Here is a 13,167-nt window from a genome sequence, read left to right on the forward strand (position 1 = left end):
GCAACGGACATATCCGGAGCAGAGAGCGCACGCGCCGATGCACGGCACACCGTCAGCAAACTTTATGATTCCAACCGACCGGTCGCTATTTCCGTACTGTCGCACTTTTCGCCTCGACCGCACTAACAAACCCCTCACCTGCGGCGATAATCGTAGGTAAGCAATCGGATCATCCGATCCTCGACCTGGCGAGCGAGCGTATGTGCATCCGATCGTGCATCGGCAAATACGGATTCGGAGTTGGCTTGCCTGAGTGGCGAATTCGCGGTAGATCTTCGAGAGTGACAGTCGATCGCGTGCAGGTTTCGCCGCTGCGGCACAGCTGGGAGCAGATACCGGAGACCGCGCGGGCCGCGGTCGAGGTGTTGACCGGCCCGATCCTTCGGGTGGATCCGGTCAACGCGGGATTCAGTAGTCATCTCGCCGCCGTGATCGAAACCGCGAGCGAACGCACCTTCGTCAAGGGCATTCCGCTGGACGATCCGGAGGTGTGGTCACAACGCCGCGAGGCGAACCTGTGGTCCTACGTGTTCCCGATCGGTCCGCCGATGCGCTGGCACGTTACCGCCGGAGGCTGGGATCTGCTCGGATTCCATTACCTTCCGGGCCATTTCGCCGACTACCGGATCGATGCGGAACTCGCGGCCACGGCCCGGACGATGACCGCGCTCGCGCAGTTGCCCTGCCCGGCCGACCTCGAGATCAACGACGCGGTCCAGCGGTGGGGTCGCTACGCACCCGACCCCGACGAACGCACATTGTTCGCCGGATCCACACTGCTGCATACCGATTGGAACTACTCCAACGTCATCATCGACGAGGACGGCGACGCCCGGCTGGTCGACTGGCCGTGGGCCACCCGCGGCGCCGCCTGGATCGATCCGGCGTGCTGGATCGTCTGGCTCATCCTGGCCGGCCACGAACCGGCCGAGGCCGAACAGTGGGCGGCGCGAACCCCGGCCTGGCACACCGCGACCCGGCATCAGCTGTGGGCGTTCTCCGCGGCGCTCGCGGCAGAATGGGAGACCACCGCGCATCGCCGTCCGAACGTCTGGACGCACAGCCTGCGTGACGCGGCGCGCCGCTGGGCCGATCATCGCGCCATGTCCTGAGCCTCGTCGCCCGAGAGGGTCTAGGCCGCACCGCCGTTCGCCCGAGCGGCGATCACGCCGTCCAGATGGTTCGCGGTGATCTGCCGCGCGGCATTGGCCACCGCCGTGATCATGCAGGTGCCGAACGCGCCGTGGCGATCGAACAGGGTTGCGCTGCCGACCGCGATGCCACGCTCGCTCAGATGGTTGTCGGCCTCGAGGCCGATATCCGCGCCGATCGGCATGCGGGCGAGCGCCATCGTCAGATCGGTGTTGATGAAACCCACCCCGGCGTCGGACCAGTTGGTCACCATACTCGTCTGTTCGCCGGCCATCGCGGCGCGCACGAACGGCGAGAGCTCCTGGCCCGCCACCACCGGGACCGGGTTCTGCCAGCTGCGTTTGCGACCGGCGTCCTCGTGCTCGGAGGGCACGCGGGACCACTCACCCGAGCCGTCACTGCGCCACAGCGGCGCATCGGGCCCGTGCGAGAGCGGCGCGATGTCCAGCGGCGGCGGAACCGGTTGCTGTTCGCGCTTCCAGATCACCCCGGGTGGTTCCTGCGAGGGCTGCAGGAACACCGCCGACGCCCGCGCAGCGGGTACGCCGTCCTCCAGCACCGTGGCATCGGCGAGCCGAATGCGGCGACCGTCGCGCACCCGCTGCGTGGTCACCGTGAGCTCTCGCATGTGCGCGGGTTTGAACATGTCGACGGTCAACCGCACCGGGACGAAACCGTCCGTGCCGTGCGCCCGTTCGAGTTCCCGCGCCAGCAGCCCACACAGCGCCGGCCCGACCACCTGCTCGGCCGACCACTGACTCGCCGCTATCGCACGCGGCGCGAATCGGTCGCCCACCGCGTCGAAGTAGCCGTACATATCGCTCGCGAGCTCACTCATGGCGCCCCGTCCTGCCCGTTCTCCCGGTCACCGCGTAACCGATCTTGCTTCTCAGGCAGATATAGCACGCATGTGAAACGTGTTCTCATCGCACCCTCCGCAGGACGCCGGAACATGCTCGTACCACCGCGCCGCGAGATTGGCGCCGAAGCGATTTCGCAGCAGATTTGAACTGGCGTCCAGATAGCAACACAACAATGCGGTCACTGTGGCTCCGCACGACAACGACACCGCCGAACAGCAATCCGACAGCACCCGAAACGCGCACTGCGACTGCACAATCGATGTTGCAGATGTACTTGCATATGCTCGCTACACGGTCCTAGACTCGAACCGCAAGGCAGTACAGGGGACTACCAGACAGCCGTAGGGTGAACCAGGAGCCAATTTCCGGTCACCAGCCCACCCGCGGCGTGGCGTCAGGGGCGTTCGAATGAACCAGCCATTGGACCTCGGCCGGCTCGGAATCATTGATAGAAACCGGACCGAGCGCAATGTTTATTCGCGGGAGACCGCAACCCGTTTCGTCATCGATGCGGTCGAGTCCACCGGCGCGGCCACACGTGACGATTTCGATGTCGAACGGATCGTCAGCACCGCGCACGCGATGATGAACGATTGGAATTTCACGTCGTTGCAGCCAGAGGCGTTCTGGCGCATCGCATCCAGTTGCATCAAGCAGTAATACAGATATATAGGAAGTACACCGTCGACGACGGGGCCGCCGAGTAATACCGACGGTTCCGTCGTCGACTGTTTCCGTTCGATCCAGGGCCCGCCGACGCGAGTTCGACCGCATTCGGGCATTCCGGGCGTACGACCCGGAATGCTCGCCCGAATTCGGCTATTTCAGCTTCTCGGCTTCCTCGGCCATCAGCCGCCGCGACCGATCCGGCGGCTCGGCCTGCACGCTGAGCCGGTCCATGACCTGGCGGTACATCTCCAGATCCTGCTGCCGATCCAGGTACAGCGAACTGGTCAACTGCTCCAGGTACACGATGTCGGGCAGTTCGGGCTCGGCGAACCGCAACATCGTGAACGAACTGCCCGCCGCCGCATTGCCGCCCGCGGCGTACGGCAGCACCTGGATGGTCACATTCGGCCAGGACGACACCTCGACCAGATGCTCCAGCTGTGCCCGCAACACCTCGGTGCCGCCGATCGGCCGGTGCAACACCGACTCGTCGATGACCGCCCACAGCGTCGGCCCGCCGCGCCGATCCAGGATCTCCTGCCGACGCTTGCGCAACTCGACCCGGCGCGCGGTATCCACGCTCTCGTGTCCGAGCGCGACGACCGCGCGCGTGTACTCCTCGGTCTGCAAGAGCCCGGGAACGAGTTGCCCTTCGAAGGTTCTGATCGACTTCGACGCGTGTTCGAGACCGAGGTACGTCTCGAACCACGGCGGCAGAAGGTCGCTGTATCGATGCCACCATCCGGGCTGGTTCGCCTTGCGAACGAGTTCGAGCAACGTTTCGCGCTCCACGGCGTCGTTCACACCGTAGAGAGTCAGTAGATCCCGGATGTCACGCTCTTTGAAACCGGTGCGCCCCAGCTCGAGTCGGCTGATCTTGGCGTGCGAGCCACGGATGGCTTCGCCGGCGGCCTCGCGAGTGATGTTGGCCTGCTCGCGTAGTTTGCGGAGCTGCCCGCCGACCGCGATCCGTAGCGCCGTTGGACCACGTTCGGCGGCAAGCGATTCCACACGGCCGATCCGGCCGGGTTCTGCGACCATTGAAATCCACTCCGATGCTCGACGACCAACGGCAGTGCAGGCCACCCAGACCCCGTCGCAAACCGACACCGCGCCGAGGTAATGCTACAGCTCACCCAGCCAGATCGTCGAATTCCCCGCTCTTCGCGCCGCGCAGGAATGCGTCGATTTCCGGACGGGTGTAGACCAATACGGCCCCCTCCGGATCGCGGGAGTTACGCACGGCCACCAGGCCGTTCGCCATATCGGCAACCTCGACACAGTTGCCGCTGGGGTTGCTGAAGGTGCTCTTACGCCATGCCAGGTCGGACGTGCGACCAATGCCTGCTGCTGTGCTCTCGGCCATTTCTGTCTCCTCGCTAGACGATTCCGAACCTGCCGCCCTCGGCGGCCCTGCCGGTGCTTGCAGATGTTCGCGCAAATGTTCTTGCAAATGAACCGACGATCTGACGATAGCACGCCGATTGCTTCGGATCGAGGGTTCACCCGACCGAAAGGACAAGGACGGCAAGAGTTTTGATCTTGACATGTCAATAGCTTCTGAGCTGCGACAATTCTCGCAATAGCGACCGGTTGGTCGGTTGTGAACTTCCAGATGGGTGAGATTTCACAAAATTCGCGCCCCTGAAACACCGCCCTGCGACAGTGCAGATGTACTTGCATCTGCACTGTACGGAGTCCTAAACTCGTCCAGGACGACATGGCCGGACAACGCCGGAGAGTTGGGCTCCCGCGCCAGTATCGCCACCGCAATGCACGAGCGAACGGCTAGAGGCGTCCCATGACATATGTGATTCAGCAGCAAGGCACCCGCGAGCGCGCCGCGAGCATGGCGCCGCCGGGCGAGTGCACCGTGGAGCCCTGGGATCTGACCTATCGCCGCGCCCGCGCCATCCTGCACGCGCACGACCGCCACCTCGGTTGCCGCCAGTGGATCGCCGCGGCGGCCTATCTGTCCGCCGGCCTGGACGACGAGTAAGCGTCAAGTCGGGTAAACGCGAAAGCTGCTCCACAGCAGGTCATTCCGGCGATATTCGTCGAGTGATGCGCCCTACCATGGGATATGACGCATCATCCGAATCGGTCTCGCGGAACGAGGGCATCATGATCCTCACAGCTGTACAGGAAGTGGTTCTCGCCCAGGTCTCGAATCCGACGCCCGAGGCTCCTCCCCTGGCGAGCAAGTTCATGCAACTGCTGCACTACGGCACCTGGTTCGCCCTGTTGTCCGGCAGCGCCGCGCTCATCTTCGCCGGCGCCCGCTTCGGCTGGGAGAAGTGGGACAACGGCCGCGTCGAATCACCGAAGATGGTGGCCGGGGCGCTGATCGGCGGTGTCGTGGCGACCAGCGCGGGCACCCTGATGAATTCGCTCCTGGGGTCGTAGCCGGCAACCTTGCGGATACAGTCGGCGCCATCCGGTCGTCGAGCAATGATGGGAGAGGCACGGTGGCAGGTCGGCGCACCGACACCCGCGACCGAATCCGCACGCTGGCAATGGAGTTGTTCTCCGCGCAGGGCTACGACCAGACCTCGGTGCGGGAGATCGCCGAGCGCCTGGGCATCACCAAGGCCGCGATCTACTATCACTTTCCCGCCAAGGAGGACATCGTCGTCAGCCTGGCCGACGATCTGCGGACCAGGGTCGAGGAGATCCTCACCTGGGCCGCCGCCCAGCCGCCCGGCCGGGATACCGGCCGAGAGATCCTGCGGCGCTACGGGATGGTGCTGCACGACACCGGGCGCGAGATGACCCGCTTCATGTACGAGAACCAGGCCGCGTTCCGGCGGCTCGGCGTGGGATCGGCGCTGCGGTATCAGTTCCGGCAGGTCGCGGACGCCGTCACCGGCGCCGATCGCGATCCGCTGGCGATTTTCCATGCGCGCCAGGCGCTTCTGGCGATCTCCTGGAGTGTGGGCATGATGGGCGATGTCGAGCTGACCGACGAACAGTGCCGCGCCGCAGCCGTTTCCCTCGCGCTGGACATCTACGACCGGACCGCGAGCAACGCCTGAAATCAGTGCTGGCCACCGAATTTCGATTCACAGCAAACTGAGCGCGTGTCCAGTAGCCGCGTGTCCCCGCCGATACCGCACAATGAGGGCGCAGTTGCTCTTCGGCAAGAGGGAAGTTCATGTTCGCGCGTAAGACCCTGATGATCTCGCTGTTCGTACCGATTCTCGTCGCCGGTTGCTCCGCACAGACCACGAAATCGGTTACCCAGGCGGTCAAACCCGCCAACGCCAAATTCGCCACCTCCGTACCGGCCGGTCCAGGACCGTCGGGCACCTATACGGTCCAGGCCCAACCCGCCCCCGGCACATGTCATTTCGGGAAGTCCTCGGACGGGCAGCCACTGCCCGACCCGAATTGCACTCCGGGAGCGACCAATCCGAAGGTCACCGCCGACACGCAGGCACAGACGATCTGTCGTAGCGGCTACACCTCCACAATCCGGCCACCGGCGAACATCACCGGCCGGGAGAAGGACGCCAACGCGAAGTCGTACGGCTACACCGGATCTCTGCACGACGCCGAATACGACCACCTGATCTCACTCGAACTCGGCGGCGATCCCAACGACGCGCGCAACCTCTGGGTCGAGCCGCCCTCGCCCGGACACAAGCCCGGTGCGGGCCCCAACAACCCGAAGGACACCGTGGAGAATCAGCTGCACTCGCTGGTGTGCTCGGGCAAGGTCGCGCTCACCGACGCCCAGAGCGCCATCGCGGGTGACTGGACCACCGCACTGGCGAAGGTCGGCCATCCCAGCGGCAAGTGATCACGCCCGGATCCCGGTCACCAAGCTGACCAGTGCGGGCACCAGCCCCTCCCGCGGATCCCGGTTCGGCGCCGGGCGGCCGTGTGCCCGAAGATAATCGGGCACATCGGTCCGCTCGGCCCGCCAGTCGTGTGCGGTGAGCCAGGCGGTGACCTCACTGCGCGGTTCGTTGTAGATCAGCGCGGTCCACTGCCCGTTGCCGCCGGTCTCGGTCTCGTCGGGCATCTGCCCGATGGCCGCGGCCGCCTCCTCGGGGAGCGGGTCCATCTGTTCCACCGCCACCCGGCTGCCCGCGACGCTGAGCGCATCGATGGTGTCGAACAGTTGCTCCTGAGCGTCGGCCGGGAGATAGATGAGCAGTCCCTCGACCAGCCAGGCAGTCGGCCGCGCGGGATCGAATCCCTGCTCCCGCAACGCCCCCGGCCAATCCTGCCGCAGGTCGGCGGCCACCTCACGGCGGTCGACGAGCGGCTTGTCCCCGTTGGCCGCCAAGGTCTCTCGTTTGAACTCGAGCACCTGCGGCCGATCCAGTTCGTAGACGATGGTGGCCTCGGGCCAGCGCAGACGATAGGCGCGCGCGTCCAGGCCCGCGGCCAGGATGACCACCTGCCGGATGCCCGCATCGATCGCCGCGGCCACGAAATCGTCGAAGTAGCGCGTGCGGGCGGCCTGGAATTCCTGGAAGGCTCGGCCGAATTCGGATTCGGCGAGCAATTCGGCGGGCTCGCCGCCGTCCAGCATCGGGGACCACTCCGGGCCCGCCGCGCGAACGAAGATCTCCGCGAACGGATCCACGGCCAGGGCCGAGGGATCCCGTCCGGCCAGTGCGCGCGCCGCGGCCACGAACAGTGCGGTGGATCCGACGCTGGTGGTGATGTCCCAGGAGTCTCCCTCGGTACGCATGATCCCCACGGTACCGATCGCGCCGGGACGTGCCTACGCTCGATAGCTACGCGCCACCAGGGCGGATCGTAGATACCACAGCCCCGAGGGCTGATTCGGATCGAATCCGGTGAGCTGTCCCACACGCTTGAGGCGGTAGTCGATCGTGTTGGTGTGCACGTGCAGTCCGCGCGCGGTGCGGCCGCGGTTGAGGTTGTTGGCGATATGGCGTTGCAGGGTGGTCAGCAGGTCTGGGTGGTTCTCCAGCGGGTCCAGCAGGGATCCCAGATATTCGCGGCCGGGTCCGGGCCGGGTGAGCTGGTATTCCAGGGCCAGATCGTCGAATCGGTAGAGTCCGTCCACACAGTCGAGCCGATGCACGATGTCCAGCAGTTCGTGTGCGCGGTCCGCGCCGTCGGGGATTTCCGCGGCCTTCGCGCGCACCGCGGTGGCGCGGATCGGCACCTGCGCGGCCCGCGACAGGCAGGTCACCAGTTCGTCGAGTTGCGCACTGTCCAGGGTGTTCCCGGGGATCAGCACCGTGCCGCCGTCCACGCTCAACAGCGAGAGCACCGATTCGCCGCAGCGCGTGGCCAATTCGGCCTGTACCCGTCGGAGTTTGCGGCGGGCCACGACCTTCCGGTCCACGCGCGGGTTGCGTTCCTCCGGATGCGACGGAATCGACAGGGCCAGAACGTGGTACGAGGGTGCGATCTCGATACCGCATTCGCGGGCCATGGTCGCGCTGGAATGTCCGCCCAGCAGTGCGGAGGTCAGCGTGTGCACCGCGGTGTGGTGTTCGCTCACCACCGCGCGGTACTCCTTGACGTACGCCACCGAGACGGTCGAGGTGAGCGTGCCCAGGATCTCCAGCATCCGCCGCGCGGTGGCCAGCACGGTGTCGTAGTCCTCGGCGGTGGCCTGCGCGAACACCAGATCGAAACCGATGTTGAAGCCCTCGTGCACCGCCCGGTGGATGGTGTCGATCGGAATGCCTTCGCGGGCCCACTCGGCGGCCGCGGCCTGCACCCGCTCGGTCTTCGCGGCGATGTCACCGCCGTCGAGCATGCTGGTGGTCATCTCCACACACAGCCGGGTGATGGTGGCGACGTCGCCGTGCAGGACATCGTCCGGCAGCGTGCCGCAGGGAGCGACATTGGCGATGAAGTGATCGACCATCTGCCGTGACAGGCTCCAGACGTCCTGCAGCGGCTGGGAGACCGGACGTCCGGAGACGGTCAGATCGACGGCCGAGGGTGTGACGGTCATGGTGGCTCCTTCCGCGCCCGCGGTAATCGCGCACCGATTACAGTATCGGCCGATACTTCCGTCCTGAACAGACAAGCGCGGGCCTTGTCGCCCGGGTGCATCCACCCATACTGAGTCTGTGACGGGTCACAATCGGCCTCAGCGACGTCTTGCGGTAGCTCGCATCCGAAATCAATACACGTATACACATGCGGTAGTGACTGAAAGTTAGCTCAGCCCGCGTTTCGGCCGGTACCCGTGCTGCGAGCGGCCTACAATAGTGAATCGCCGGACCCAGGGACCCGATACCGACAGGATCCGTACGGTTCACGCCACAATATTTATCCATCTACGTCCCTGCCGGTTTCCCAACAGCAACTGCTCCCGCTTAGGCTGGCTCATCGTGGTTTCACCGATCGATGTCGCGAAGCGATTAGTCCTCGGGCGCCCGTTCCGCAGTGATCGACTCGGTGAGACGCTCCTGTCCAAGCGCATCGCCCTACCGATCTTCGCGAGCGACGCGCTGTCCTCGGTCGCGTACGCGACCCAGGAGATCCTGCTGATCCTCACTCTGGGCGGCGTGCTCTACCTGCATCTGGCCTGGTGGGTGTCCGCGGCGGTGGCCGTGCTGCTGGCCGTGGTGGTGCTGTCCTATCGGCAGGTCGTGCAGGCCTACCCCTCCGGCGGCGGATCCTACGAGGTGGCCGCGGAGAACCTCGGCCCCGGTGCGGGACTCGTGGTCGCCGCGGCGTCGCTGGTCGACTACATCATGACCGTCGCGGTGTCGGTGGCCTCCGGCGTGGACAACATCATCTCCGCGCTGCCGGACCTCAATCCGTATCGGGTGGCGATCAATATCGGCTTCATCGCCCTGCTGACCGCGATGAATCTGCGCGGCGTCCGGGAATCCGGCCGGACCTTCGCCATCCCGGTCTACGGATTCGTCATCGGCGTGCTCGTGATGACCGTCGTCGGACTGGGGCAGACCATGTCCGGGCATGCGCCGGTCGCCGAAAGCGCCCATTACGAGATCCGCCCCGAACAGGTCGGTCTGTCCTCGGCCGCGGTGGCGTTCCTGCTGCTGCGGGCCTTCTCCTCCGGCTGTACCGCCCTGACCGGGGCCGAGGCCATCTCCAACGGCGTCCCGGCATTCCGCAAACCGAAGGCGCTCAACGCCGCCCGCACCATGACGGCGATGGGCGGGCTGGCCATCGCGCTGTTCGGCGGCGTGACGGCCCTGGCGATGATCTCGCACACCAGGGTCACCGAGAACACCTGCGATATCACCAACTTCCCCGGCAACTGCAACACCGATGCGCAGAAGACGGTCATCGCGCAGATCTCCGCGGCGGTGTTCGGCGGGCACAGCATCGCGTTCTACTACCTGATGGTCACCACGGCCCTGATCCTGATCCTGGCGGCCAACACCGCGTACAACGGCTTCCCGCTGCTGAACTCGATCCTGGCCCAGCGCCGGTACATGCCCCGCCAGCTGCACACCCGCGGCGATCGGCTGGCCTTCTCCAACGGCATCATCCTGCTGGCTGTCGTCGCGGGCGGGCTCATCTACGCCTTCCACGGCTCGACCACGCGACTGATCCAGCTGTACATCGTCGGCGTGTTCACCTCGTTCACGCTGTGTCAGGCGGGCATGGTGCGGCACTGGAACCGGGAGCTGCGCACCGCGAAGACGCCGGCCGAGCGCGCGCGCATCCACCGGGGGCGGATCATCAACGCCTTCGGATCCTGTTTCACCGGCGTGGTGCTGGTCGTGGTGATGGTCACCAAATTCACCCACGGCGCGTATCTGGTGGTGTTCGCGATCCCGGTGCTGGTGGCGATCATGGCGAGTATCCATCGGCACTATTCGCGGGTGCGCGCCGAACTCGACGTCGACCCCGACGAGCTCGAGACGCTGCCCGGCCGCGTGCACGCGATCGTGCTGGTCTCCAGCTGGCACAAGGCGACTCAGCGCGCGGTGCAGTTCGCCCGCGCCACCCGGCCCGACACGCTCACCGCGATCTCGGTGAACGTCGACGACTCCGATACCCGCCAGCTCACGCGCGACTGGGAGAAGGCGGGGGTGCCGATCCCGCTGAAGGTGGTCGAATCGCCCTATCGCGAAATCACCCGGCCCATCATCGAATACATCAAGCGGGTGCGGACCTCCCGTCCGCGCGATGTGGTCGCGATCTACATTCCCGAGTACGTGGTGGGCCGCTGGTGGGAGAACCTGCTGCACAACCAGAGTTCGCTGCGGCTCAAGGCGCGGCTGCTGTTCGTGCCCGGCGTGATGGTGACCAGCGTGCCCTATCAGCTGCGCTCGTCGCGGTCGCGGTCATCCGAACGAATTCAGCACAGCCCCGGCGAGATCCGTCGCGGCATCACCGGACCAGGGTGAGACACAACCAGTCCGCGAACAGGCCGATCAGCAGGTACAGCACCGCGGCCACCCGCAACCAGCGGGTGACCGCCTGCATGTGCCGTTGTCTGCTGCGCAGTGACCGGTAGGTGTGTGCCGGGAGATCGGGAGCCTCGGCACGTTGCGCGGCCTCACGGGCCCAGGTCTCGGTGAAGAAGGAGGAGAACAGAATCGCGGTTGCGACCGCGACGACGAGCACCCCCCAGACCATGACTCCTTTCAATCACATAGCCGGTCGGCCGTCCAACCGAGCTGTTCCGATCCAGCTCAGCGACTCTTGCGTCGCACGCCGCCACGCCGTTCGCCGGATCGGCCGGTAAACTGGAACACGTTATAGTTCACGGTGATGCTCGAACCGCCAGTACCTGTTGACCACTCACCCCCTGGCGACCAGCCCGGAGACATGTTCCAGATACAGAAGGAATCGCGATGGTGTGGGATCTGACCACGGACGTGCTGATCGTCGGCTTCGGTGCGGCCGGTGCGTGTGCGGGGTTGGAGGCGCGGGCGGCGGGAGCGCAGGTGCTGGCCGTGGACCGCTTCAACGGCGGCGGCGCCACCGAACTGTCCGGCGGCATCGTCTACGCGGGTGGCGGCACCGCGATTCAGCGCGAAGCCGGGATCAGCGATACGCCCGAGGCGATGCTCGCCTACCTGACCCGCGAGGTCGGCGACGCGGTCCGGCCCGAGACGCTGCGGAGATTCGTCGATTCGAGTCCCGAGATGATCGAGTGGCTGATGGGGCACGGTGTGCCGTTCGAGGCGTCGGTGTGTCCGTACAAGACCTCGTATCCGGACAACCGGTACTACCTGTACTACTCCGGCAGTGAATGTTCCGGGGAATTCCGCGCCGTGACGCCGCCCGTGCAGCGCGGACATCGCGCGAAGGGGAAGGGCGCGTCGGGCAAGAAGATCTATCAGCCGCTCGCCCGCGCCGCGATGCGCGCCGGTGTCGAACTGCGCCCGCACACCAGGGTGGTGGCGCTGGAGAGTGATGACGACGGCCGGATCATCGGCGTCCGGGCGCGCACCATGGCCGATGCGCCGTCGGCGATCCGCAAGCGGTTCGCCGCGATGGCCGCGATCGCCGCCAAGCCCGGCATCTACTATCCGCCCTTGCGCCGGGTGCTGGAAGGTCGGCTCGACGCGCTCGAGCGACGGTATTCGCGTGAGGTGCGGATTCGCGCCAACCGTGGCGTGATCCTCTGTGCGGGTGGCTATATCGCCAACCGGGAACTGCTCGAGCAGTACGCGCCCGGATACACCGGTGGCCTGGCGCTGGGCACCACCGGGGACGACGGATCCGGTATCGAACTCGGCGTGGCGGCCGGTGGTGTGGCCGAGCGGATGGACAACGTCTCGGCGTGGCGATTCATCGCGCCGCCGAGTGCGTTCTACGGCGGGTTGCTGGTGAACGAGCAGGGGCAGCGGTTCATCGATGAGACCCGTTACGGTGCGGCGGTCGGCAACGCCCTGGTCCGCGGTCAAGGCGGAAAGGGCTGGCTGCTGGTCGACGCCGAGATGATGCGGCGCGCTCGTGGGCAGCTGGCGGACGAGGCCATCTGGTTCCAGCGGTTGCAGGCCGAATCGCTGTTGCGCACCTCGGCGATTCGCGCGGACACCGTGGAGGAGGTGGCGCGCCGCGCCGGGGTCGGCCCGGAGGGATTGGCGACGACGATCCGCGGACACAACGCGGCCATCGCAGACGGCGAACCCGATCCGATGGGCAAACCGAGTGAGTTCACCCATCCGATCGAACGGGGTCCTTACACGTTGCTGGACGTCTCGGTCCGGCCGAAACTGACCAATCCGTGCCCCATGTTCAGCCTCGGCGGCCTGGCCGTGGACGAGGACACCGGTGCGGTGCGATCGACGACGGGCGAGCCGATTCCGGGTCTGTACGCGGCGGGGCGCACCGCGATCGGGATCTGTTCGGAGTCCTATGTCAGTGGCCTGTCGATCGCGGACTGCGTGTTCTCCGGCCGACGCGCCGGGCATTCGGTATCGGCCCGGCCGTCCGAAGTCGGCGGGCCGTCCGCAGGCGCGAACTGACCACCGGCGATACCCGGCCGCACCCGAGAGCCGTTCATCCCGTTCGCCCGTCTCGTGCTCCCGGCGCTCGCGCACCC

At 66.1% G+C, this 13,167-nt stretch carries 14 protein-coding genes; 8 read left to right on the plus strand and 6 right to left on the minus strand.

Translation table 11 applies throughout. The features are described 5' to 3' along the window. Positions 1–281: 281 nt before the first annotated feature. A complete protein-coding gene (locus ON40_RS16615) occupies positions 282–1,112 on the plus strand; it encodes a phosphotransferase family protein (protein WP_051193175.1) in 831 nt (276 codons plus the stop codon). Between the two features lie 20 nt (positions 1,113–1,132). On the opposite strand, the gene ON40_RS16620 is transcribed toward ON40_RS16615, so the two are convergent. Next, positions 1,133–1,990 (minus strand): acyl-CoA thioesterase domain-containing protein, encoded by an 858-nt coding sequence (locus ON40_RS16620; RefSeq protein WP_063713018.1) that lies wholly within the window; start codon positions 1,988–1,990, stop codon positions 1,133–1,135. Between the two features lie 445 nt (positions 1,991–2,435). Between ON40_RS16620 and ON40_RS16625 the strand changes: the two genes are divergently transcribed. Beyond that, positions 2,436–2,675, plus strand: coding sequence for a hypothetical protein (locus ON40_RS16625; protein ID WP_235747973.1), 240 nt, complete (start codon positions 2,436–2,438; stop codon positions 2,673–2,675). A 159-nt stretch (positions 2,676–2,834) separates the two neighbouring features. Here the strand turns inward: ON40_RS16625 and ON40_RS16630 are convergent, their stop codons facing one another. Beyond that, positions 2,835–3,725 carry a Sco1979 family transcriptional regulator gene (locus ON40_RS16630; protein WP_040823400.1) on the minus strand — a complete coding sequence of 297 codons (891 nt, stop codon included), beginning with the start codon at positions 3,723–3,725 and terminating at the stop codon, positions 2,835–2,837. A gap of 91 nt (positions 3,726–3,816) precedes the next feature. Beyond that, entirely contained in the window at positions 3,817–4,050 is a 234-nt protein-coding gene (locus tag ON40_RS16635; protein ID WP_051193176.1) for a DUF397 domain-containing protein, read from the minus strand. A 435-nt stretch (positions 4,051–4,485) separates the two neighbouring features. Between ON40_RS16635 and ON40_RS16640 the strand changes: the two genes are divergently transcribed. From ON40_RS16640 to ON40_RS16655, 4 genes are all read left to right on the plus strand, one after another. Beyond that, positions 4,486–4,683, plus strand: coding sequence for a hypothetical protein (locus tag ON40_RS16640; protein ID WP_040823403.1), 198 nt, complete (start codon positions 4,486–4,488; stop codon positions 4,681–4,683). Between the two features lie 125 nt (positions 4,684–4,808). Further along, positions 4,809–5,090 (plus strand): hypothetical protein, encoded by a 282-nt coding sequence (locus ON40_RS16645; RefSeq protein ID WP_040824347.1) that lies wholly within the window; start codon positions 4,809–4,811, stop codon positions 5,088–5,090. Positions 5,091–5,152: 62 nt separating this feature from the next. Beyond that, on the plus strand, positions 5,153–5,719 hold the full coding sequence (locus tag ON40_RS16650; RefSeq protein ID WP_040823406.1) for a TetR/AcrR family transcriptional regulator: 567 nt from the start codon (positions 5,153–5,155) through the stop codon (positions 5,717–5,719). Between the two features lie 119 nt (positions 5,720–5,838). Continuing rightward, entirely contained in the window at positions 5,839–6,486 is a 648-nt protein-coding gene (locus tag ON40_RS16655; RefSeq protein WP_040823410.1) for a hypothetical protein, read from the plus strand. Here the strand turns inward: ON40_RS16655 and ON40_RS16660 are convergent, their stop codons facing one another. Beyond that, positions 6,487–7,389, minus strand: a complete 903-nt coding sequence (locus tag ON40_RS16660) for a class I SAM-dependent methyltransferase (protein WP_040824348.1) — start codon at positions 7,387–7,389, stop codon at positions 6,487–6,489. 33 nt (positions 7,390–7,422) lie between these two features. Next, positions 7,423–8,637, minus strand: a complete 1,215-nt coding sequence (locus ON40_RS16665) for a PucR family transcriptional regulator (RefSeq protein ID WP_040823412.1) — start codon at positions 8,635–8,637, stop codon at positions 7,423–7,425. 382 nt (positions 8,638–9,019) lie between these two features. Here ON40_RS16665 and ON40_RS16670 point away from each other — a divergent pair, with 382 nt between their 5' ends. After that, positions 9,020–11,017, plus strand: coding sequence for an APC family permease (locus ON40_RS16670; protein WP_040823416.1), 1,998 nt, complete (start codon positions 9,020–9,022; stop codon positions 11,015–11,017). On the opposite strand, the gene ON40_RS16675 is transcribed toward ON40_RS16670, so the two are convergent. Next, complete coding sequence (locus tag ON40_RS16675) at positions 11,001–11,249, minus strand: hypothetical protein (RefSeq protein WP_040823419.1); 249 nt, start codon at positions 11,247–11,249, stop codon at positions 11,001–11,003. The two genes, ON40_RS16670 and ON40_RS16675, sit on opposite strands and share 17 nt — an antisense overlap. 218 nt (positions 11,250–11,467) lie before the next feature. Here ON40_RS16675 and ON40_RS16680 point away from each other — a divergent pair, with 218 nt between their 5' ends. Beyond that, on the plus strand, positions 11,468–13,090 hold the full coding sequence (locus tag ON40_RS16680; RefSeq protein ID WP_040823421.1) for an FAD-binding protein: 1,623 nt from the start codon (positions 11,468–11,470) through the stop codon (positions 13,088–13,090). The last annotated feature ends 77 nt before the right edge of the window (positions 13,091–13,167 follow it).

This window comes from Nocardia jiangxiensis NBRC 101359, from assembly GCF_000308615.1.
GTDB lineage: Bacteria > Actinomycetota > Actinomycetes > Mycobacteriales > Mycobacteriaceae > Nocardia > Nocardia jiangxiensis.